At 57.0% G+C, this 21,188-nt stretch carries 20 protein-coding genes; 12 read left to right on the forward strand and 8 right to left on the reverse strand.

Annotated features, from left to right (window positions below):
- Positions 1 to 2: 2 nt before the first annotated feature.
- On the forward strand, positions 3 to 875 hold the full coding sequence (locus tag AC1DFB_RS15555) for a ribokinase (RefSeq protein WP_170802780.1): 873 nt from the start codon (positions 3 to 5) through the stop codon (positions 873 to 875).
- Here the strand turns inward: AC1DFB_RS15555 and msrA are convergent.
- From msrA to AC1DFB_RS15570, 3 genes are all read right to left on the reverse strand, one after another.
- Positions 872 to 1,543 carry a peptide-methionine (S)-S-oxide reductase MsrA gene (gene msrA, locus AC1DFB_RS15560; protein WP_480921626.1) on the reverse strand — a complete coding sequence of 224 codons (672 nt, stop codon included), beginning with the start codon at positions 1,541 to 1,543 and terminating at the stop codon, positions 872 to 874. The two genes, AC1DFB_RS15555 and msrA, sit on opposite strands and share 4 nt — an antisense overlap.
- Positions 1,544 to 1,634: 91 nt before the next feature.
- On the reverse strand, positions 1,635 to 1,916 hold the full coding sequence (locus AC1DFB_RS15565) for an SCP2 sterol-binding domain-containing protein (RefSeq protein WP_170598637.1): 282 nt from the start codon (positions 1,914 to 1,916) through the stop codon (positions 1,635 to 1,637).
- A 135-nt stretch (positions 1,917 to 2,051) separates the two neighbouring features.
- Complete coding sequence (locus tag AC1DFB_RS15570; protein WP_170426327.1) at positions 2,052 to 3,278, reverse strand: argininosuccinate synthase; 1,227 nt, start codon at positions 3,276 to 3,278, stop codon at positions 2,052 to 2,054.
- A gap of 176 nt (positions 3,279 to 3,454) precedes the next feature.
- Here AC1DFB_RS15570 and AC1DFB_RS15575 point away from each other — a divergent pair, with 176 nt between their 5' ends.
- Together AC1DFB_RS15575 and ilvA are read left to right on the forward strand one after the other, a co-directional pair.
- Positions 3,455 to 4,183 (forward strand): hypothetical protein, encoded by a 729-nt coding sequence (locus tag AC1DFB_RS15575; protein ID WP_480868834.1) that lies wholly within the window; start codon positions 3,455 to 3,457, stop codon positions 4,181 to 4,183.
- Between the two features lie 58 nt (positions 4,184 to 4,241).
- Entirely contained in the window at positions 4,242 to 5,468 is a 1,227-nt protein-coding gene (gene ilvA, locus AC1DFB_RS15580; protein ID WP_170598505.1) for a threonine ammonia-lyase IlvA, read from the forward strand.
- Here the strand turns inward: ilvA and AC1DFB_RS15585 are convergent.
- Entirely contained in the window at positions 5,465 to 5,794 is a 330-nt protein-coding gene (locus AC1DFB_RS15585; protein WP_480921627.1) for an Hpt domain-containing protein, read from the reverse strand. The two genes, ilvA and AC1DFB_RS15585, sit on opposite strands and share 4 nt — an antisense overlap.
- 142 nt (positions 5,795 to 5,936) lie before the next feature.
- Between AC1DFB_RS15585 and AC1DFB_RS15590 the strand changes: the two genes are divergently transcribed.
- Positions 5,937 to 7,211, forward strand: a complete 1,275-nt coding sequence (locus tag AC1DFB_RS15590) for a PP2C family protein-serine/threonine phosphatase (RefSeq protein ID WP_480762160.1) — start codon at positions 5,937 to 5,939, stop codon at positions 7,209 to 7,211.
- Here the strand turns inward: AC1DFB_RS15590 and AC1DFB_RS15595 are convergent.
- Positions 7,208 to 7,651 carry an NUDIX hydrolase gene (locus AC1DFB_RS15595; protein WP_480921628.1) on the reverse strand — a complete coding sequence of 148 codons (444 nt, stop codon included), beginning with the start codon at positions 7,649 to 7,651 and terminating at the stop codon, positions 7,208 to 7,210. The two genes, AC1DFB_RS15590 and AC1DFB_RS15595, sit on opposite strands and share 4 nt — an antisense overlap.
- A 76-nt stretch (positions 7,652 to 7,727) precedes the next feature.
- Here AC1DFB_RS15595 and hslO point away from each other — a divergent pair, with 76 nt between their 5' ends.
- From hslO to AC1DFB_RS15635, 8 genes are all read left to right on the forward strand, one after another.
- A complete protein-coding gene (gene hslO, locus AC1DFB_RS15600; protein WP_170399357.1) occupies positions 7,728 to 8,714 on the forward strand; it encodes an Hsp33 family molecular chaperone HslO in 987 nt (328 codons plus the stop codon).
- Positions 8,704 to 9,303, forward strand: a complete 600-nt coding sequence (locus AC1DFB_RS15605) for a CoA pyrophosphatase (RefSeq protein ID WP_480762114.1) — start codon at positions 8,704 to 8,706, stop codon at positions 9,301 to 9,303. The genes hslO and AC1DFB_RS15605 overlap by 11 nt, the downstream gene beginning before the upstream one ends.
- Positions 9,300 to 10,454: a CCA tRNA nucleotidyltransferase gene (locus AC1DFB_RS15610; protein WP_170737266.1), complete on the forward strand. Its 1,155-nt coding sequence runs from the start codon at positions 9,300 to 9,302 to the stop codon at positions 10,452 to 10,454. The genes AC1DFB_RS15605 and AC1DFB_RS15610 overlap by 4 nt, the downstream gene beginning before the upstream one ends.
- A 194-nt stretch (positions 10,455 to 10,648) precedes the next feature.
- A complete protein-coding gene (locus AC1DFB_RS15615; RefSeq protein WP_480921629.1) occupies positions 10,649 to 12,487 on the forward strand; it encodes an ABC transporter ATP-binding protein in 1,839 nt (612 codons plus the stop codon).
- A complete protein-coding gene (locus AC1DFB_RS15620) occupies positions 12,484 to 14,316 on the forward strand; it encodes an ABC transporter ATP-binding protein (RefSeq protein ID WP_480921630.1) in 1,833 nt (610 codons plus the stop codon). Before AC1DFB_RS15615 ends, AC1DFB_RS15620 begins: the two co-directional genes overlap by 4 nt.
- 39 nt (positions 14,317 to 14,355) lie before the next feature.
- Positions 14,356 to 15,579 (forward strand): class I SAM-dependent RNA methyltransferase, encoded by a 1,224-nt coding sequence (locus AC1DFB_RS15625; RefSeq protein ID WP_480921631.1) that lies wholly within the window; start codon positions 14,356 to 14,358, stop codon positions 15,577 to 15,579.
- A gap of 22 nt (positions 15,580 to 15,601) precedes the next feature.
- On the forward strand, positions 15,602 to 16,387 hold the full coding sequence (locus tag AC1DFB_RS15630) for an ion transporter (RefSeq protein ID WP_170515151.1): 786 nt from the start codon (positions 15,602 to 15,604) through the stop codon (positions 16,385 to 16,387).
- A 62-nt stretch (positions 16,388 to 16,449) separates the two neighbouring features.
- A complete protein-coding gene (locus AC1DFB_RS15635; protein ID WP_170408782.1) occupies positions 16,450 to 16,968 on the forward strand; it encodes a L,D-transpeptidase family protein in 519 nt (172 codons plus the stop codon).
- Positions 16,969 to 16,975: 7 nt separating this feature from the next.
- On the opposite strand, the gene AC1DFB_RS15640 is transcribed toward AC1DFB_RS15635, so the two are convergent.
- The 3 genes from AC1DFB_RS15640 to AC1DFB_RS15650 are packed head-to-tail and all read right to left on the reverse strand — an operon-like array spanning position 16,976 to position 21,099.
- Complete coding sequence (locus tag AC1DFB_RS15640; RefSeq protein ID WP_480921632.1) at positions 16,976 to 18,409, reverse strand: nodulation protein NodH; 1,434 nt, start codon at positions 18,407 to 18,409, stop codon at positions 16,976 to 16,978.
- A 6-nt stretch (positions 18,410 to 18,415) separates the two neighbouring features.
- Positions 18,416 to 20,116: a DUF5927 domain-containing protein gene (locus AC1DFB_RS15645; RefSeq protein WP_480921633.1), complete on the reverse strand. Its 1,701-nt coding sequence runs from the start codon at positions 20,114 to 20,116 to the stop codon at positions 18,416 to 18,418.
- A complete protein-coding gene (locus AC1DFB_RS15650) occupies positions 20,113 to 21,099 on the reverse strand; it encodes a glycosyltransferase family 2 protein (RefSeq protein WP_480922623.1) in 987 nt (328 codons plus the stop codon). The genes AC1DFB_RS15645 and AC1DFB_RS15650 overlap by 4 nt, the downstream gene beginning before the upstream one ends.
- Positions 21,100 to 21,188 lie beyond the last annotated feature (89 nt).

Raw genomic sequence — 21,188 nt, forward strand, 5'->3', positions numbered from 1 at the left:
TCATGACAATCTGGAACCTTGGCTCAATCAACGCGGATATGGTCTATGCCCTGCCGCATTTGCCCGAAGCGGGTGAGACACTGGCGGCCAGTGGGCTACAGAGGTTTCTGGGTGGCAAGGGCGCCAACATGTCTGTGGCGTCTGCACGAGCCGGATCGCGGGTATCCCATATCGGCGCGGTGGGCTCGGATGGCCTTTGGGCACGGGACCGGCTGACCGAATATGGCGTGGACGCGCGGCATATTGCCGAGGTGGATGTGCCGACCGGTCACGCCATCATCGCAGTAGATGCGCAGGGTGAAAACCTGATCGTTCTGTATCAAGGCGCCAACCATGCCATCTCGAACGACCAAATTGGGCAGGCGTTGTCCTCGGCTGTTTCAGGTGATCTGCTGGTGATGCAGAACGAAACCAATGCGCAGATTGAGGCCGCTAAACTAGGTTGTGAAATGGGGCTGACCGTCTGTTACGCCGCCGCCCCATTTCAAGCAGACGCAGTTCAAGCGGTTCTACCGTATTTGGATTTTCTGATCCTCAACGAAGTCGAGGCCGAGCAATTGCAGGATGCAACGGGTCTCGCCCCTTCAGACCTGCCGGTCGAACATGTGATCGTCACCTTTGGCTCAAAAGGTGCGCGCTATTATCAGCAAGATCATCAACCCCAAGCGTTTCAGGCCCATAAGGTCAACGCTGTGGATACCACCGGGGCAGGTGACACATTCACCGGCTATGTGTTGGCTGGAATGGACCGGGGTATGCCGATGGCGCAGGCGATTGCCCAAGCAAACCGTGCCGCGGCCCTGATGGTCACGCGGCACGGCACTGCAGATGTCATTCCTGATCTGAAAGAGGTGCGCGAAGCGCAGTTTGACTAGGACCCTGCAAAGGGCGCTTCGTTGCCCCACAATTGTTTGACCCGCGCATCGCGGCCGCAGGCTTCGCGGTAGGCCTTATAGGCGTTCTTTTGGCGCTTGGGACCAAAGCGGGTCAGTACCAGCTTGCTACCCTTGTAATAATCCTGGTGATACGCCTCGGCTGGATAAAACGTTCCGGCTTGCAGGATCGGCGTGACCACAGTCTGCCCCAGCGCGTTTTGTGCGCTGGTCTTGGCTTGCTGTGCCTGCGCCTTTTCCGCTTTGTTAGAGACGAAAATTGCTGTGCGATAGCTGTCGCCGCGATCGCAGAACTGGCCACCCGCATCCGTGGGATCGACTGAGCGGAAGAACATGTTCAGCAAGGTTGCACGGGAAACGCGGGCGGGATCGAAGGTGATCTGGACCGCCTCGTAATGCCCTGTTCCGCCTTTCGAGACCTGATCATAGGTGGGACTATCCGTCTTGCCACCGGTATAGCCCGAGACTGCGCCGATCACGCCGGGCACGGACTCGAAATCGGATTCCACACACCAGAAACAGCCACCGGCGACTGTTAGCGTCTCAGTGCCAGCGGCCGGAGCAGGTAAGGCGCGCAGCATTGCTGCCAACAAGATCAGCACAAACAGAAGTGAAGGTTTCAGGCAATCAAGGTAAGTGATCCGGGTCATGGCAGGTCTCCTTCCGAAACCAAGCTGCCCGCAGATTTTTGTGCTTGCAATGCGCTGACATGATTTGTCACGCGCTGGTGAGACGAGTTTATCAGCCCAGCAGTTGCCCCAGCTTCATCGCAACACCCATGTTGCCCGAGATTTTCAGCTTGCCCAGCGCAACCCCGGTCATTGGGTTCAGCTTACCGGTCAGCAACTTAGAGAGGTTCTCGCGTGAGATGCGGATGGTGCAGTCTGTGTCCCGATCCTGGGTTGAGGCAGTATTCTCCGCCAGAACGATCACGCCCTCGTCGCCACAATCAAACTTAAGCGATCCGTCAAAGTTTTTGCCGTTCAAACCCTTTTGAATTCCGTCTGCGATGTCTTGCAGCATTATCCGTCCTTCCCTGATTGACGTATGCGTAAAGACAATTTCCTGATCCGGGCAAGCCCGACCCGACGGAAACCCGGCAAAGAAAAACCCCGGTGCCTGATCTGACACCGGGGCCAGATCTAAAATTCTGAACGCTTACTTGCTCAGCCGTTTATCACGCGCGGCCAGAAGCTTCAGGCGCAGTGCGTTCAACTGGATGAAGCCTGCCGCATCTTTCTGATCATATGCACCAGCGTCTTCCTCAAAGGTCACGTGCGCCTCGGAGTACAGCGAATGATCCGACCAGCGGCCCACGGTCGAGGCCAGACCTTTGTACAGTTTCACACGGACGGTGCCGGTGACATGTTCTTGCGACTTGTCGATGGCCGCCTGCAGCATTTCCCGCTCGGGCGAGTACCAGAAGCCGTTATAGATCAGCTCGGCATATTGCGGCATCAGCTGGTCTTTCAGGTGCATCGCGCCACGGTCCATGGTGATGGACTCGATACCGCGGTGCGCTTCTAGCAGGATGGTGCCGCCGGGAGTTTCGTAGATGCCGCGCGATTTCATGCCCACGAACCGGCCTTCAACCAGGTCCAAACGACCGATGCCGTGCTTGCCGCCATATTCGTTCAGCTTGGTCAGGATGGTCGCGGGGCTCATCGCCTCGCCATTGATGCTGACCGCGTCGCCTTTTTCAAAACCGATCTCGATAAACTCCGGCTCGTTCGGCGCATCCTCGGGGTGGACGGTGCGCTGATAGACATAGTCGGGTGCCATATCGGCGGGGTCTTCCAGAACTTTGCCCTCGGACGAGGTGTGCAGCAGGTTGGCATCGACCGAGAACGGGGCCTCACCACGCTTGTCCTTGGCGATCGGGATCTGGTTCGCCTCGGCAAATTCCAACAGCTTGGTACGGCTGGTCAGGTCCCACTCACGCCACGGCGCGATCACCTTGATTTCGGGATTCAGTGCGTAAGCAGCCAGTTCAAAACGAACCTGATCGTTGCCCTTGCCAGTCGCGCCGTGGGCCACAGCGTCAGCACCGGTCGCTTCGGCGATCTCGACCAGACGTTTCGAGATCAGAGGCCGTGCGATCGAGGTGCCCAGCAGGTACAGCCCTTCGTACTGTGCATTGGCGCGGAACATCGGGAAGACAAAGTCGCGAACGAATTCCTCGCGGATATCTTCGATATAGATGTTCTCGGGTTTGATCCCCAGCAGCTCGGCTTTCTTGCGGGCGGGTTCCAGCTCCTCGCCCTGACCCAGATCGGCGGTGAAGGTCACGACCTCACAGCCATACTCGGTCTGCAGCCATTTCAGAATGATCGAGGTATCAAGGCCACCGGAATAGGCCAGAACAACTTTCTTGGGCGCGGACATCTGATTTCCCTTTGTACGTAGAACGACTGGCCCCTAGCGGGTTTTGGACGTGGGGGCAAGCTGTGTGGATTGACGCAGCCCGGGAATTGGGGTGAAACGGGCGGATAGAGAACAAGGATTGGTTGAGAGGGCGGTACAGTTTGTTAGGCTACAGGATATTTAGACATGCGGTTCTAATGCTCTTGGACAACATATCGGTTGCGTTAAGGCTGAGCGTTTTTCCGTTTCTTGGTTTGGGCGCGGCTTTCTATTTACTGACTATATTTCCGATGGAAGGTTTGGCACAGGCAGATGATATTTCCAGTGCTACGGGACCCTTCCTATTTGGCATTTTAGCTTTGATAGCTACCTACTTGATCGTACTCGTTTGGGTTGCTGTGGGCTGGCATCGCTATGTACTTCAAAGCGTCGAACCTCATCTGGCATGGCCAGTTTGGAAAAGAGATAGGATTTGGGCCTATGCTGGCGCATTCCTAAGGATTATTCCGTTGAGCATTCTATTCTGTTTTGTCGCACTTTTGATTTTCATTATACCCGCAGCCCTCTTCAATGGAGGCAATGTGTCAACCAATGACGGAACACTTCTTGGTTTTTTGCTTGGGGTTGTCATCTCATACATCACGATGCGGCTATCGCTCGTGCTTCCGGCCGCTGCAATCGGAGAGTTTATGAGGGCTCCAGACTCTTGGAGCATAACCAAGGAATACTCGAAGCCAATCTTCGTCGCGGCACTTTGCGTTGGCGTTTTAACTGCGATTCCGAACCTGCTGCTACTAACACCCCTTGCTCCGATAGTTGGTGGTGTTGTCTATTTCCTAGTTGCTCAGTGGTTCCTGTTCATGCTGGGTATCAGTATCATGACAGCACTCTATGGTTTCGTAGTTGAAAAACGCGAACTGCGCTGACCCGCGTACACATATGTATTCCTTGCCCTTTCGACGATGATGGGGCAGGGAATCCAACATGACTGATTTCACGATCCGCGCCCGCGCTGCCGAAAAGGCAATGCGCTCAGTGTTTCCGGCAACTCCGTTGCAGCGGAACGCCCATCTGTCCGACCGTTACGGCGCGGATATCTGGCTCAAGCGCGAAGACCTCAGCCCGGTGCGGTCGTATAAAATCCGTGGTGCGTTCAATGCGATGCGCAAGCAACAGGGGCAGGACCTTTTCGTTTGCGCCAGCGCTGGCAACCATGCGCAGGGCGTGGCCTATATGTGTAAGCATCTGGGTGTGCGGGGTGTGATCTTCATGCCGGTGACCACGCCGCAGCAGAAGATCCAGAAGACGCGCATTTTCGGCGGCGACAATATCGAGGTTCATCTAATCGGTGACTATTTCGATGACACGCTGGCTGCGGCGCAAAGCTGGTGCGCAGAACAGGGCGGGTATTTCCTGTCTCCGTTCGATGATGCGGATGTGATTGAGGGGCAGGCCTCTTTGGCGGTTGAGATCGAAGAGCAATTGGGCCGAGTGCCCGATCATGTAATTCTGCCGGTTGGCGGCGGCGGTATGTCTTCGGGGGTGGCGACCTGGTTCGGGGACCGGGCGCATTGCCTGTTCGTGGAACCGGCCGGCGGGGCGTGTTTGCGCGCGGCTCTGGCGGCGGGGCACCCGGTGGCTCTGGATCATGTGGATACCTTTGTCGATGGCGCAGCGGTGGGCCGGATCGGTGAGAAACCGTTTGAACTGCTGAAATCGCGGCATCTGTCGGACGTGCTGACTTTGTCCGAAGACCGCATCTGCACCACCATGATCGAAATGCTGAATGTCGAGGGCATCGTTCTGGAACCTGCCGGTGCATTGGCGGTTGAGGCCGTGGGTGACGTGCAAAGCTTTGTGCGTGGCAAGACGGTGGTCTGTGTCACCTCGGGCGGGAACTTCGATTTCGAGCGTTTACCAGAGGTCAAAGAACGTGCGCAGCGCTATTCCGGGGTGAAGAAATACTTCATCCTGCGCCTACCGCAGCGCCCCGGTGCCCTGAAAGAATTCCTCGGCATCCTCGGCCCTGAGGATGATATCGCACGGTTCGAATACATGAAGAAATCGGCGCGCAACTTTGGCTCGGTGCTGATCGGAATCGAAACCCGAAAGCCCGAGAACTTCATGCGCCTGTTTGCGCATCTGGATGAAGCCGGGTTCACTTATACGGATATTACCGAAGACGAGACGCTGGCACAGTTTGTGATCTAGCGCAGGTTTTCGGCCAGACCGGCCTGAAACAGTTTTTTCGACTCGTCGTAGGCCGCGATAATCGCCGATAGATCAACGGCGGCGTTTTCACCTGCGGCTGCGCGTCGCTCACCGTCCTGGCACAGTTTCGAGAAACTATCAAAGCCAAGACTCAGCGCGCTGCCCTTCAGGAAATGCAGGTTCTGTTCGATCTCGGACCGGGTAGTGTCATCGCGTAGCTTAGTGATAACTTCCTGAACCTCGTCCAAAAAGATTTCGACAACCTCGGTGAACTCGTCTGCGCCGACTTCATCACGTAACTGTCTGACTCTGGACCACTGAATCATGCCACCCTCTTGCGATTGCATATAGTTAGACCGTCGCGGGTAAAGATGGGGTTAAATCGCGGCCATTTTGTTTTTCATAGGATGTTAAGCTGAGAGGCATAGCGTTGCGACAACTGGAGAGTTGAGCAAGTACAGGGACTTCATGGTGCCGGATGCCAGTCAAGTTGAGACCCGGGTCGAGCTGGATTTTGGTGCGATCCGCAAGGTTCTTGTTGTGGACGACAGCCGTCTGCAGCGGCGCATTCTGGTGGCCTCGCTTAAAAAGTGGGGATTCGAGGTTCTTGAAGCCGACAGTGGTGAAGCCGCGATAGAGCTTTGCACCTCGGACCCGCCTGATCTTGTTCTAAGCGACTGGGTCATGCCAGGTATGGGCGGGCTTGAGTTCTGTCGCGCCTTCCGAGAGCTGGACAGTGAGCAATATAGCTATTTCATTCTTCTGACCTCAAAAAGCGAAAAGCAGGAGGTCGCGCGCGGTCTGGATGCTGGGGCAGACGATTTTCTGATCAAGCCGCTTGAGGCTGATGAGCTGCGTGCGCGCATATCGGCCGGGGCGCGTATTCTTGACATGCAACGCGAATTGTCCCGAAAAAACCAGTTGATCGAAACAGCGCTGAACGAACTGAAGCTTGCCCATGATGCGATCGATAAAGATCTGATGCAGGCCCGAAAGATTCAGGACTCGCTGGTGCCCGAATTGAAGGGAACCTTTGGCAACTCACAGGTCAGCCTGCTTCTGAAACCTTGCGGTCATATCGGCGGTGATCTGGTGGGGATGTTCTCGCCCGGTGTCAATCGGCTGGGGTTTTACAGCATCGATGTCTCCGGCCACGGGATCACCTCTGCGATGATGACGGCACGGCTGGGCGGGTATCTGTCCAGCACGCATTTCGATCAGAACATCGCGATGGAGCGTCGTTTTAATAAATTCTACGCCCTTCTGCCACCCGAAGAGGTCGCGTCGTTGCTCAACTCGCGTCTGATCGCCGATGCCGGGATCGAAGAATATTTCACCATGGTCTATGCCATCATCGATCTGCGCAACGGACATCTGAAAATGGTGCAGGCCGGACACCCGCATCCGCTGTTGCTGCGCCGTGATGGTAAAACCGAGTTCCTGGGCGAAGGCGGGTTGCCTATTGGTTTGCTGCCTGAGGCGCAGTTTCAGCAGACGGAAACCTATATGCAACCGGGCGACAAGCTGCTCTTGCATTCGGACGGGTTCACCGAATGCCAGCTCGCCGACGGCAGTCTGCTGGATGATGACGGGTTAAAGGCGATGGCTGTTGAATGCGCCGCCGATCACGGTGGACCGGAATTCCTGGATGACATGTTCTGGCGTCTTACACAGGTGATGTCACCGGACAGCGGAATTGCGGATGATGTCTCTGCAGTGTTTTTTGAATATAACGGACCTTAAAGCCCATGCAGGTGGCGCTGGGCGAAATGGGCGTCGCCCTCATTGCCCAACAGATGAACGGCATCTGCGGTCTCCATCCAAATGGCCTCGTGAAGGTCTTCGGTCGGAGGGCCTAGGCGTCTGACCGGGTGGGCGCGGTAAATCAGGCAGACCTTCTCGGCCCACAGGCCGTATTCCGGCATGTAGGTATATCGACGAAACGCACCCACTCTCCGGGGCGCGGCGATCAGCCAGCCGGTTTCTTCGTAAACCTCACGGTGAAGCGCTGTAATGGGTGATTCCCCCGGATCGATGCCGCCGCCCGGCAGCTGCAGATCGGGTCCGGGTTCCAGCTGACAGGTCAGCAGCAATCGGTTGCCTTGTGGCAATAGGGCATAAACGCCGGCCCGCCGGGTGTATTTTCGCTCTGCCTCGGGGCTTTCACCGAACCGTCTGATCATGTAAGGCCCCTTTCAACCCAAACTGTTCAACCTATATGGTGGCGGTATGCCAACCTGTGGCGCTTAAGGAAACCCCATGTCTATTGGAACCAAAATCGCGTGGGACGATACCGTCCTGCCCTTTCAACTCGATATACCCGACATGCGAGGCCGCGTGGCCCGGCTGGACGGCGTGTTGGGCGGCATCTTGAAACAGCACGACTACCCCGAGGTGGTCGAGGCGCTGGTGGCCGAGATGGCCCTGCTGACTGCATTGATAGGGCAAACGGTATCGCTGCGCTGGAAGCTGTCTCTGCAGGTGCAATCCAAGGGCGCGGTGCGGATGATCGCAACCGATTATTATGCGCCACAGGTCGAGGGCGAACCCGCGCAGATCCGCGCCTATGCGAGCTTTGACCGCGACCGGCTGACCGATGCAGCCCCTTTCGATCAGGTGGGTGACGGGTACTTCGCCATCATGATCGACCAAGGTGAAGGTACACAGCCTTATCAGGGCATCACCCCACTGGCTGGGGGATCACTGAGCGCGTGTGCGGAAGCCTATTTCGCGCAGTCCGAACAGCTGCCGACCCGGTTTTCGTTGAGCTTCGGCAAATCGACCGAACCCGGTGTCGGTGAACACTGGCGCGCTGGCGGGATCATGCTGCAGCACATGCCCAAAGCCTCGCCCTTTGCCGCTTCCGGGGAGGGCAGCGGAGAGATCCTGTCTGCCTCGGATCTGGTGGATGGTGAAGAGGGCGAGAACTGGGATCGCGTCAACATCCTGCTCGACACCGTGGATGATCTGGAGATGATCGGGCCATCCGTTGCGCCAACCGACCTTCTGGTGCGTCTGTTTCACGAGGAACAGCCTCGCGTCTATGATGCACAGCAGGTAAAATTCGGTTGCACTTGTTCCGAAGATCGCGTGCGCCAAAGCCTGTCGATCTATTCGGCGCAGGATATTGCGACAATGACCACGGACGAAGGCACCGTCACAGCAGACTGCCAATTCTGCGGTGCGCACTATGTGCTGGACCCTGCGACCGTCGGGTTCGAGGCCGAAGGCCCGGATGGCGCGTGATCTGATCACAGACCTGACCGAGGCGCTGAGCCGTGACGGGCCCGGGTCCAGTGACTTTGATCTGAACCCGGAAACGGTGCTGCCGGCGGGGCGCAAACTGCGCCCTGCGGGCGTGTTAGTGCCTGTTTCTGTGACCGGAGACGCATCTCGATTGATCTTGACCAAACGCTCTTCGGCGTTGAAACACCATCCGGGCCAGATCGCCTTTCCGGGTGGAAAACAGGATGAGGGCGACATCGACGTTACTGCGACAGCTTTGCGCGAAGCACAGGAAGAAATTGGTCTTCCGCCAGAACTACCCAGTATTCTGGGTCATCTGCCGACTCATGAAACCGTGACATCCTTTTCGGTCACGCCGGTTGTTGCGATCCTTGAAGCCAGTTTTGAACCAGTCGCCGAACCGGGCGAGGTGGATGAGATCTTCTTCGTTCCGCTTGCGCATGTCCTGAACCCAGAGAATTATGTCGTCGAGTCGCGCCGTTGGCGTGGCCAAAGACGGTATTACTATGCTGTGCCCTATGGCCCCTATTATATCTGGGGTGCGACGGCACGGATGCTGCGGGGATTGGCAGCGCGGATGAGTGAATGAAGCGGATCACAGAAGATTGGTTAACCGACCAAGCCACGCAGGATGTATGCACCGCCCTGACCAACGGCGGGGCGCAGGCGCTATTCGTTGGCGGTTGTGTGCGCAATGCTCTGCTGCAGGCGCCGGTTTCTGACATTGATATCGCCACAGACGCTGAGCCGGAACACGTCGTGGAACTGGCGCAGAAAGCTGGGCTGAAGCCGATACCAACAGGGATAGACCATGGCACCGTGACGATTGTCAGCAAAGGTATCCCGCACGAGGTCACGACGTTTCGCCGTGACGTCGAAACGGATGGTCGGCGTGCTGTCGTCGCCTTTTCCGACAAGGTCGAAGAAGACGCCGCGCGTCGTGATTTCACCATGAACGCGCTTTATGCCAAACCTGACGGCACAATCCTTGATCCGCTGAACGGTTTGCCGGATCTACAGGCGCGTCGCGTACGGTTCATCGGGGAGGCCAGTGATCGCATCCAAGAAGACTACCTAAGGTCGCTCAGATATTTCAGGTTTCATGCTTGGTACGGGGATGTGGATGGTGGCTTTGACCCCGCTGCACTGGATGCAATAGCTGCAAATTTGGACGGGTTAGAGACACTTTCGCGCGAACGGGTCGGGGCCGAGATGCTTAAACTGCTCGCAGCGCCTGACCCCGCGCCGTCGGTGGCCGCCATGCGCATCACTGGCGTTTTGGCGCAGCTCTTACCCGGGGCTGATGACCGGGCGCTGGCGATCCTGATTCAGCTGGAACAAGACGCCCATGCAGCGCCCGAAGCGATTCGTCGTTTGGCCGCGATTGCATCGCCCGAAGTGGCCAAAACCCTGCGTCTCAGCCGCGCGCAACTGCAGCGTCTGGCTCGGATGCGCGACGAAGCGATGGCGACGACCAGTGTCGCAGAATTGGGTTATCGCTATGGGTCGGAAGGCGGATTGCACGAGACACTTTTGCGTCATGCATTTCTTGAACAGCCTTGGTCCGAAGACCTGAACCGAGCTTTGCAAAAAGGGTCCGCGGCCAGTTTCCCGATCAAGGCGGCGGATTTGATCCCCGCCTTCTCGGGCCCCGCGCTGGGCGCAAAACTGGCCGAGCTTGAGGCGCGTTGGATCGCGTCGGATTTCGCGCTTAGCCGCGAAGAATTGCTGGCCGACTGATTTGAAGTCTCAAAAAGGGATGACAAACCCGATTTGATTTGGCAGGGTGCGCCTGACTCATATGGAGGGAGGAATGCGAATGTATTACGGGATCTGGTTCGGCTAAAGCCCGGAACACTTTGACCCGTAGGGGTGGTGTTCTGGCGCCATCTTTCTTCGCATGACCTATTTTCTGCTCAATCGGAGCAATCTCCATGTTTCGCTACTTCGAAAATCTCATTGACCCTTTTGTTGCCTATGAACAGGTAGACAAGCCACCGACGCGGCTGTGGCCTTTCATGCTGGACTACTCGCAGCCTTTCAAACGCGTTTTCGTAATGGCCGCGCTGATGTCTGTAGTCGTTGCGGCGGTCGAGGTCGGGCTGATCTTCTATATGGGCCGCGTTGTGGACCTGTTGGGCAGTTCTCCTGCTGAATTCTGGCAGGCGCACGGGACTGAATTGGTCGTGGTTGCCGCCTTGATCCTGTTTATTCGTCCCATCCTTCAGCTTGTTGACGTCTTGCTGCTCAACAACACAATCCTGCCGAACTTTGGCACTCTGATCCGTTGGCGGGCGCATAAACATGTTCTGCGTCAATCGGTTGGCTGGTTCGAGAATGACTTTGCCGGGCGCATCGCAAACCGGGTCGTGCAGACCCCACCCGCCGCGGGCGAGGTGGTCTTTCAGGTCTTTGACGCGATCTCGTTCTCGATCGCCTACATGATCGGTGCGGCTATTCTGCTGATGGCGGCTGATCCGCGCCTGTTGTTGCCGTTGCTGATCTGGCTGGTGTTTTACGGCGCGCTTGTGCGATGGACCGTTAAGCGGGTCGGCCCGGCATCTCAGGCGGCGTCGGATGCACGCTCGACCGTGACGGGCCGGGTGGTGGACAGCTATACCAACATCCACTCGATCAAGATGTTTGCCCATGACACTCAGGAACAGGACTATGCGCGCGAGGCGATTGCGGAAACCCGCCGCACTTTCCAGATCGAGATGCGGATTTTCACCATTATGGATGCCGCGCTTGTTGCGTTGAACGGTGTGCTGATCGTGGGTGTCGTTGGTTGGGCGATCTTGCTTTGGACGCAAGGTAGCGCAACGGTCGGTGTGGTGGCCGCCGCCACAGCCTTGACGCTGCGGCTGAATGCCATGACCGGTTGGATCATGTGGGCGCTGACCAGCTTCTTTCGCGAATTGGGTATCGTTGCCGAGGGTATGCAGACCATCGCGCAGCCCATCGATCTGTTGGACGAACCTGATGCGAAACCTTTGCGGCTGGGTAATGGCCAGATCGAAATACGCGATCTGTCTCATCACTATGGACGGGAAACCGGTGGTTTGGATCACGTCAACTTGACTATCCGGCCAGGCGAAAAGATCGGCCTGATCGGTCGGTCAGGTGCGGGAAAATCGACCCTAGTAAAGCTGCTTTTGCGGTTTTACGACGTCGAGAAGGGTGCGATCCTGATCGATGGTCAGGATATCTCGAAGGTCACGCAGGACAGTTTGCGCAGCCATATTGGCATGGTTCAGCAGGACAGTGCTCTGTTACACCGCTCGGTTCGGGCCAACATCCTCTATGGTCGGCCTGATGCGACCGAAGAACAGATGATTGCCGCTGCGAAACAGGCCGAAGCGCATGAGTTCATCCTCGATCTGCAAGACCCGGAGGGCCGCACTGGCTATGATGCGCATGTGGGCGAGCGGGGCGTGAAACTGTCGGGCGGTCAGCGGCAGCGTGTAACGCTGGCGCGGGTGATCCTGAAAGACGCGCCGATTTTGCTATTGGACGAGGCGACATCTGCCCTAGATTCCGAAGTCGAAGCCTCGATACAGGACACACTCTACGGCATGATGCAAGGCAAGACCGTGATCGCCATCGCGCACCGGCTCAGCACGATTGCTCAGATGGATCGCATCCTTGTGATGGATGGCGGCCGGATCGTTGAACAAGGTGGTCATTCCGATCTGTTGGCGCAAGGAGGGCTTTACGCTCAGTTCTGGGCGCGGCAATCTGGAGGCTTCCTGAACCCGGAGGCCGCTGAATGAGGATTGCCGACCTCATCCAACCGTTCAAAGACACAGAAACGCCCCCGCCGCAAACGCTGGGGGCGTTCACCCGTTGGAGCTTGTCCGGCGCCTGGCCGATGCTGTTCGTCGCAGCCGCCTTCTCGGCGATCGCGGGTGCGATGGAAGCTGGCACCGCCTGGGTCCTGGGCCGCGTCATTGATCTGACCACTAACAGCAGTCCCGAGGCGTTTCTGACCGGCGGCAATCTCGCGATCATTTTGGGTGCTGTCGCATTCTTCATGCTTCTACGCCCCGCACTGTTCGGACTGTCATCGGTGGCAAACAACTACATCGTCATGCCCAACATCACGCCGTTGGTTTTGGCAAAACTGAACCGCTGGACGCTGGGCCAGTCGGTGACCTATTTCGATGACGATTTCGCCGGACGTATCGCCCAAAAACAGATGCAGACATCGAACGCCATGACGCAAGTGGTGTCCGAAACAATCAGCGCTATTGTCTTCGCTATTGCCTCTCTTGCAGGCTCATTGCTTTTATTAGGGTCTATTCACCCGCTTGTGATGCTGCCATTTGTTGCCTGGCTTGTTGTCTATTTCCTGCTGGTGCGCTGGTATCTTCCACGCATCCGCGTACGCTCTGCCGCGCGGGCGGGGGCGCGGGCGATGGTATCGGGGCAGGTGGTCGATACGATCACCAACATCAAAACCGTCAAGCTGTTTGCCCATTCCGAGTTCGAAGATCATACCGCCCGAAATTCCATGGTCGACCTGCGTGAACGGTCGCTGGAATTCGGCAAGCTATCGGCCAGTTTCCGGTTCATCCTAATGACTCTGGCGGGGGTGCTGCCGGTCCTGTTGATCGGCGCGACACTGTGGTTGTGGCAGGCGGGCATCGCGACGGCCGGGGACATCGTGGCGGCCGGGGCCGTGGCGATCCGCATCTCGCAAATGACCGGCTGGGTCAGTTTCACACTGATGGGCCTTTACGCAAATGTCGGTGAGATTGAAAACGGAATGCACACACTGACCAAGCGCGTTCGGGTCGAGGATGCTCCGAACGCATCGACACTTGTGGTCTCAGAGGGCGAGATTGCCTTTGACAGCGTCAGCTTTGCCTATGGCCGCGATATCGGTGGTGTTGCTAATCTTAATTTCACTGCCGCACCGGGTGAAAAGCTGGGCATAGTCGGGGCCTCAGGTGCGGGGAAATCCACTTTGGTTTCACTTTTGCTAAGGCTCTATGACGGGGAACATGGCGTTATTGCCATCGACGGGCAGAATGTCTCTCACGTGACTCAGGACAGCCTGCGGCAACAGATTGGGATGGTCACGCAAGAAACCGCGATGTTCAATCGTTCGGCGCGCGAGAACATCCTCTATGGTCGTCCTGACGCGACTGAAGATGAGCTGATAGAGGCCGCGACCAAAGCCGAGGCGCATGAATTCATACTCGGTCTAGAGGATGCGCAAGGACGCAAGGGCTATGACGCGCATCTGGGCGAACGCGGTGTGAAGCTGAGCGGCGGGCAACGACAGCGGATCGCTCTGGCTCGCGCTATCCTGAAAGACGCACCGATATTGGTTCTGGACGAGGCGACGTCGGCATTGGATTCCGAGGTCGAGGCAGCGATTCAGACGGCACTGCACCGGGTGATGCAGGGCAAGACCGTGCTGGCTATTGCCCACCGCCTGTCCACGCTTAGCGAGATGGATCGGATTATTGTTCTGGACCACGGTCATATCGTTGAAAGCGGCACACATGAGGCTCTGCTGGAGCGTGGCGGGTTGTACGCCCGGTTCTGGCATCGCCAATCGGGCGGCTTCATTCAGGCCGAGGCTGCAGAATAAAGGGTTTTGTTGCGCTCAAACCCCAGTTATCAGGCCTCCATGACGCAGCAATACACAATAAATCGCCTTGGACATCAGGGCGACGGAATCGCCGATGGTCCGATCTATGCGCCACGCACTCTGCCGGGTGAAGTGGTCAGCGGTACGTTGCTGGGTCAGTTTCTGAACGATATTCGCGTCGAAACACCCTCGGATCAGCGGGTCAAGGCACCCTGCCGTCATTACAAGGCCTGCGGCGGCTGCCAGTTGCAACATGCGACCGATAATTTTGTCGCCGAGTGGAAAATTGAGGTGGTGCGCAACGCGTTGGCCGCGCAGGGGCTCAATGCCCTGATGCGGCCCATTCACACTTCGCCTGAACGATCCCGCCGTCGGGCCACCATCGCCGTGCGGCGCACCAAGAAGGGTACGTTGGCCGGGTTTCATGGTCGCGCTTCTGACACGATTACCGAAATCCCGGATTGCCATTTGCTGCACCCAACCTTGATTGCTGCCATCCCGGTGGCCGAAGCCTTGGCGTTGTTGGGTGGAAGTCGGAAAGGTGTGTTGGCCGTAACGCTGACCCTGTCCGAAGGCGGTTTGGATGTTGCGGTCAAGGGCGGCAAACCGCTGGATGGACCGTTGGAACTTGCGCTCGCGCAAGCGACCGAGCATCACGGCCTTGCCCGGCTTAGTTGGGATGATGAGGTTATCGCCATGCGTGTGCCTCCGATCCAACGCTTTGGAACCGCTGGTGTCACCCCACCGCCCGGAGCGTTTTTACAAGCCACAAAAGACGGAGAACAGGCTCTATTACGGGCTGTTTCCGACGCTTCGTCGGGGGCAAAGCGGATTGTCGATCTATTCGCTGGATGCGGGACATTCTCGCTGCCGCTGGCACAGACAGCTGAAGTTCATGCAGTTGAAGGTGAGGCCGAGATGACGAAGGCCTTGGATCAGGGCTGGCGCAAGGCGCAAGGCTTGAAACAGGTCACAGTCGAGGCCCGAGACCTGTTCCGCCGCCCGCTCATGCCCGATGAACTCAAGAAATTCGACGCCGTTGTGCTTGACCCGCCGCGCGCTGGGGCCGAGGCGCAGGTGGCCGAGCTGGCGCAGGCCATGCGCCCGGTGGTTGCTTATGTCTCGTGCAACCCGATCACCTTTGCCCGTGACGCAAAAACGCTGGTTAACGCCGGATATGCCCTTGAATGGGTACAGGTGGTTGACCAATTTCGATGGTCGTCACACACCGAACTTGCCGCTCGGTTCATTTTGAACAAATAACCCTGAGATAAGGACCGCCCGCATGGTGATCGCCCAACGACTGCTGCCCATCATCGAAGCACCGGCTTTCGGGAAATTCATCACCGGTGTGATCCTGTTCAACGCGGTACTGCTGGGGATGGAGACATCGCCCACGCTGATGGACGCAGCGGGTCCACTGATCGTGACGTTGGACAAGCTGTGCCTTACCATATTCGTCATCGAAATCGTCATGAAACTGATCGCCACAGGGCGCCGGTTCTTCACCAGCGGCTGGAATGTGTTTGATTTCGTGATCGTGGGCGTGGCCCTAGTTCCCAGTGCAGGGGCGCTTTCAGTTCTGCGGGCACTGCGTATCCTCCGGGTCCTGCGCGTCATCTCGGTCGCGCCGCGCCTGCGCCGAGTGGTCGAAGGCTTCATCTCAGCCCTGCCGGGCATGGCCAGCGTGTTCCTGCTGATGGCGATCCTGTTTTACATCGGCGCTGTGATCTCAACCAAGCTTTTCTCGGGCACGTTCCCCGATTGGTTCGGCGATCTGGGTCTGTCGGCCTATACGCTGTTCCAAATCATGACGCTGGAAAGCTGGTCCATGGGCATTGTCCGCCCTGTGATGGAGGTGTATCCCTACGCTTGGCTTTTCTTTGTTCCCTTCATCATGGTGACCACCTTTGCGGTGGTGAACTTGCTGGTCGGTCTCATCGTGAACTCGATGCAGGATGCCCACCATGCCGAGGATGAGGTCAAGACCGATGCCTATCGTGATGAGGTACTTGAAAGGCTGGAATCGATTGAACGCCGACTGACGGAACAGTCGAACAGCAAAAAGTGATTTAAGTTTCACGAAAATCTGGCATAATAATTGACAAAAAAGAGCATCAGGCAGTGAAAATAATGGATCGTCGAGCATTCGGAATGGGCGCAATGGCAACGCTGAGCCTTTCAGCATGTGCCTCAGCCAAACCCAGATTTCTTTCTTATCGCGGGCCCGAGGTGACCTCGATGGTCATCAACAAAGGTGCACGCAAGCTGTATTTGCTCCATAACGAGCAGATTTTGCGGGAGTATGATATCGATCTAGGATTTGCGCCCAACGGCACGAAAAACAAAAAAGGCGATGGTCGTACGCCCGAGGGTACCTATCTGATCGACCGCCGCAATCCGCGCAGCAGGTATCATCTATCGTTGGGTATATCGTATCCCAATTCGGAAGACTTGGCTAAAGCCAAGGCCGCAGGTGTTGATCCGGGCGGCGACATCTTCATTCACGGACAACCCAATCTGCGATCCGAGTTCAAGCGGGCGAAGAAGACCCCGGATTGGACGGCAGGTTGTATTGCGGTCAAGAATGATGAGATCGAAGAGATCTACGCCATGGTGAATGAAGGAACCGTGATTACTCTGCGTCCCTAAGCAAGGTTCAAAGCGGTTTCCAGTCACCAAATCCAAATACAGTATAGTCGCGCTGGTACGCTTCCTTCGCCAGCGCTTCAAGCTGTGCGTCGTAAATCTGATCAAGTGCAAACGGCGCGTCCGGCTTGGTCCTGTTTGGGGTTGGCGGGGCTGTATGCCCAACTTTGTTGGCAAGGTCGGGCAAGGCGGTTTCCATCTCATCCTCGCGCAGGATCAGGTCGGGCATGGTGAAACCGGCCATGCCTTCCAGCGTCTGCGCCTGTCCGCACCATTCCCCATCCACACGGATCGGGGTTTGACCCGCCAGAATACTGCGCAGCATGCCCAAAAAGGCCGCGAACGCCTCGGAATGCTGATCGCGGGTATAATTGCTGAGATCACCCTTGGCAGGCAGCGGGACCTTGTACCGTCGGCTCAGCATATTGCGAATGCTGACATATGCGCCGGGGCCTGTGTGCAGAATACGGTCGCAGAACACAGCGTGCGCGCGCGCCAGCGGATGGCGCAGCACCGTGAATTTGCGGTGACCGGGATGATCCTGCATCCATTGACGGGTCTGTTTTTGATTGCGGCCGGTGATCAGGTCGGCTTGTGACACCCCGTCCAGATCGGCAATCCACTGCACCACTTCAGCCTCGGGGCCGCCGCGCACCGGAAGGTACATCAGCGAAGTTTGCGCAGCACCCACATAGCGCGAAACAGCCGGCCCGCGGTGCGGCTCGTAACTTGGGATATGGTGTAGCTTGAAGCGGTCACGTTGCGACAGGGCCAGCTCCATATCATCCGGATTGGTCACTTTCGACAGGGCAGGCGCTGGGTTTTGACGTTTGAGATGCTGGTTCAGCTCCTTAAGACGTGCGCTGACGCCAAGCCACGCGGCAAGGCCGTTCAGAACGTCCAAATCTGTTAGATCGTTATAGTCGATGTAAAACGGTGTTTGCCCGGTGGTCTGCAGATGTTTGAGCACTGTTTGTTGAAATGCTTGCCGCTGGTCGAGCTGTTCGGCGAATTCTTCGGCATCGAAGGTGATCTGAGCCTCCCGCCGTTGCTTGATGTTCACTAACCGCCACTGCTTTGTTTCCAAGGCGATTTTCCACGATATGTAGCTATCCAGAGGGTTGCGCATCAGAATGATTTTGGCGCAGCGCGGATCATCCAGCGCCGGTGGCAGCGCCCGCGCATCGTGGTCGGTGAAAAAACGAAAGCCGTTCATCTCGCCCGGCGCGTTTCGGATGGCATCGATCAGCGCCATCGGGTCGCGTTCACGATCTTCCAGGGTAAAGCCCAGAACGCTGTCCAGTTTTGGCAGGCCGACGAAATAGGGGTTAAACGCTTCTCCGTGACACGTGACGCCATCCAGCGTGTTCAGCTGTAATTCAAGCAGGTTCGAACCGGTGCGCATATCGGCCAGAACGATGAAATAATCGAAGCGGCGGGTCATTTTATGTTACTGCACCAAATAGGGCTTCTTGAACGATTTGGACTGTGCGCCAAACACGTCATTCACGGGGAAATCCCCCATCAGATAGGGGTGCATCCCCTGGTTCTTGAGGTTTTGCAGGAACTTTCCGAACCCGGTCAGATCGACCATCGTTGGTGCCTCGGTCAGATGCGTGGGTTTGGGCGCGCCCATGTCCTCCAGAACGGTCTGCAGTTGTTCCATGGGGGATTCCACAAACTCTGCCATTGTCCATATTCGGATGCGCGTCTTTGCCCGAGCGGCATCCAGCAGCTTGAGCTGTTTGCTTTCGATCTGTTGTAGGCGGGCAGCTTCGCACCGGATATCGGCAAAATTCAGGTTCGAACGGAACAATGGAACCGCCCAGGCCCCCGAGATGACCGCAATATGTGCATTCTGGTCTTGCGTCAGGAATTCATTGATTTTCTGAATATCCGTTGGCCCGAATTGAAAGCACTGACGCTCGCCTCGTGTGTTCCAGATGAGGTTCGACAGAAAGGCCGAGGGGTTATAATCGCGTAGCGTTGCGCAATCGCTGAGCGCACCGTTGATGATCGTCTCATCTTCGGCAAATTGCGCCCGTTCGGGACCGAACAGATGCCCATGCACCCGCCCGCCGATGGCGTTTGTCAGCCAAGGTTCGAAATCCTCGAACAACTCGGTAAAGCCTTGAAACACCGAATAGGGAAAGGCTGTCAGGCTGCGTTCCGTAGCCGCGCGGGGGAAGCGGCTTTGCATATAAAGACCATCCCGTCCGCGAACGCGCCGCTCGACCGCTTTGGAAAACACCCGGTCGATCTTGCCGGGGTTGGGCTCGGCCGGGGTCAGTGCGCTGTCCTGGTCGGTCAGGAAGGTCTGATACAACCGGCTAGCGCTGTGCCAGACTTTGCGCGCCACGAAACAGTCGGACCGGCGCAGCAATTGTAGGTGATCGTCGTAGAACATGTGCGGCCGACCTTGATAGTCGAACTTCGACAGAGTCAGCGATCGGCTTTCGATATGGGTGGAATAGAGCCGTGCCAGTGTCTGGAAATAGCTTTCATCGGGAATCCAGACCTGGCGAAAATAACGATCATATTCGGCGCGCTTGGGATCCTGAAGAATGGCCGACAAGGTTTGACGGGTCAGACACCACCATTGGCTGCCCATATGCGGCACCAAACCATCGGGAATTGCGCGGCGCAATCCGAGGGCGCGTTGCAACCGCACGTAATTGTCGAACAGTTTTCGTTGCCTGCGCCACGAGAAGGGGAACCGCAGGGTGAAACGTTCCAGATCCAGACCGCCAATCGTCCAGCTGACGTCGCGCGTGGTTGCGCTTTCGATGAAATCGACACGGGGCCGGTCGGCCAGATAGTCGATCAGATCAGCGACCGGACGCAGCGGCAGACACGCGCCTGAAGACAGATATACATGCCGGACATCTGGAAACCTCTCCAACATCAGCGATGCGGCGGATTGCGATGCTGCGACAATACCCCAGCCGCCCCATTCGCAGACATGGCGTTTTGAAAACAGGATCAGCGGTTCATCCGAACAAGCGGCGACAAAATCGGAATAAGCCGGATCGCCGACTTTCTGATCTACATGAATGACCACAGGACAGCCCGAGGCGGCCCAATGGCGTGCCACCTGCTCAACCCGATCCAGCGCGGTGTGCACCAGCATTACGATGCCCAAGCTGCTCATGCCCAGTTCCCCTTGGACATCAGGCCGAGGATCTCAATCTGTCGCCAGTTGATGTATTTCTCGGACCATTTGTTCCAGAAAACCGGATTATCCTCTAACTGCTTGGCATAAGCCTTGTACTCGCCCGACGCAGCATAGTGCTGTCCGCGCAGCAACTCTTCTTTAGCTTTTTCCCCAAGCGTATTGATCAGCTTTGCATGCAGCAGCGCTCCGCTGGTTTTTTCACCGCCCTGCTCTTCATAGACCTGATTGAGCCCGCGCGGCAGCAAGGCGTGGGTTGAGCTGACATAGGCGTAGCGCCGGTGCCATTTCACAAGAGGTATCTTGTTCAGGGCCGGAGCCTTCAGGGGATTGTTCTGAAAGAAAACCCGTGCGCGTGCACCGCCTTGAATCCACAGATTCCCATAGGTCGGGTTGCGGGTAATCATGAAGTTGCCTGAATCGAACCAAGGCGCGACTTCAAAAGGGTTCTGGCCCTCATGATAGGGCGCATCCATGATTCCGGTTTCGGGATACATGTCGATCAGCATGGTGCCGAAACTGCGCACACCAGTATCGTCCAGCCAGTCGGTCAGGGCGCGGATCGGGCGGGTATCGCAAAAAGGATAGATAAAGAATTCATCCGGATCGACCGTCAGAACCCAGTGCTTATGCGCATAGCGGCGCAGCAGGTAGTTGGACCAATCCAGACCAAAGGTCGCATTCTTGTAACCTACATCCGTCCACCACAGCGAAACGTCCGGCTGGCTTCTCAGGTATTCGTGGGTGCCGTCATCGCTGTTGTTGTCCACGCACAGGAAGTGATTGATGCCAAGCTTTCGATAGTAGTCTAAGAAATAGGGAAGGCGGATCTTTTCGTTCCGCATCACGCTCATCAACAAGATGTCGTTTTCTTTGATCTTGTTGGTGTTATCTTGCACCGCTTTCAGATCCCGACGCCGACGTAGGCAACGCAGCAGGCGGCGCTTGCGCCGCAATCTCATGCGATAGGAATCCAAAAGGCTCACGCGGCTGCCCAACCTTTTTTGATACGCGCGTCTGCCCGGGGCCGCCTGAGGCCTGAGTGGTGCCG

The sequence above is a fragment of the Ruegeria sp. S84 genome, from assembly GCF_056583445.1.

Coding starts and splice junctions, on each gene's coding strand:
- AC1DFB_RS15575 (WP_480868834.1), top strand. CDS start 3,455: ATGCTCTTGGACAACATATCGGTTGCGTTAAGGCTGAGCGTTTTTCCG.
- AC1DFB_RS15605 (WP_480762114.1), top strand. CDS start 8,704: ATGGCGCGTGATCTGATCACAGACCTGACCGAGGCGCTGAGCCGTGAC.
- hslO (WP_170399357.1), top strand. CDS start 7,728: ATGTCTATTGGAACCAAAATCGCGTGGGACGATACCGTCCTGCCCTTT.
- AC1DFB_RS15570 (WP_170426327.1), bottom strand. CDS start 3,278: ATGTCCGCGCCCAAGAAAGTTGTTCTGGCCTATTCCGGTGGCCTTGAT.
- AC1DFB_RS15650 (WP_480922623.1), bottom strand. CDS start 21,099: ATGAGATTGCGGCGCAAGCGCCGCCTGCTGCGTTGCCTACGTCGGCGT.
- AC1DFB_RS15625 (WP_480921631.1), top strand. CDS start 14,356: ATGACGCAGCAATACACAATAAATCGCCTTGGACATCAGGGCGACGGA.
- AC1DFB_RS15645 (WP_480921633.1), bottom strand. CDS start 20,116: ATGAGCAGCTTGGGCATCGTAATGCTGGTGCACACCGCGCTGGATCGG.
- AC1DFB_RS15590 (WP_480762160.1), top strand. CDS start 5,937: ATGGTGCCGGATGCCAGTCAAGTTGAGACCCGGGTCGAGCTGGATTTT.
- AC1DFB_RS15610 (WP_170737266.1), top strand. CDS start 9,300: ATGAAGCGGATCACAGAAGATTGGTTAACCGACCAAGCCACGCAGGAT.
- AC1DFB_RS15565 (WP_170598637.1), bottom strand. CDS start 1,916: ATGCTGCAAGACATCGCAGACGGAATTCAAAAGGGTTTGAACGGCAAA.
- AC1DFB_RS15640 (WP_480921632.1), bottom strand. CDS start 18,409: ATGACCCGCCGCTTCGATTATTTCATCGTTCTGGCCGATATGCGCACC.
- AC1DFB_RS15615 (WP_480921629.1), top strand. CDS start 10,649: ATGTTTCGCTACTTCGAAAATCTCATTGACCCTTTTGTTGCCTATGAA.
- AC1DFB_RS15595 (WP_480921628.1), bottom strand. CDS start 7,651: ATGATCAGACGGTTCGGTGAAAGCCCCGAGGCAGAGCGAAAATACACC.
- msrA (WP_480921626.1), bottom strand. CDS start 1,543: ATGACCCGGATCACTTACCTTGATTGCCTGAAACCTTCACTTCTGTTT.
- AC1DFB_RS15620 (WP_480921630.1), top strand. CDS start 12,484: ATGAGGATTGCCGACCTCATCCAACCGTTCAAAGACACAGAAACGCCC.
- AC1DFB_RS15635 (WP_170408782.1), top strand. CDS start 16,450: ATGGATCGTCGAGCATTCGGAATGGGCGCAATGGCAACGCTGAGCCTT.
- AC1DFB_RS15630 (WP_170515151.1), top strand. CDS start 15,602: ATGGTGATCGCCCAACGACTGCTGCCCATCATCGAAGCACCGGCTTTC.
- AC1DFB_RS15555 (WP_170802780.1), top strand. CDS start 3: ATGACAATCTGGAACCTTGGCTCAATCAACGCGGATATGGTCTATGCC.
- ilvA (WP_170598505.1), top strand. CDS start 4,242: ATGACTGATTTCACGATCCGCGCCCGCGCTGCCGAAAAGGCAATGCGC.
- AC1DFB_RS15585 (WP_480921627.1), bottom strand. CDS start 5,794: ATGATTCAGTGGTCCAGAGTCAGACAGTTACGTGATGAAGTCGGCGCA.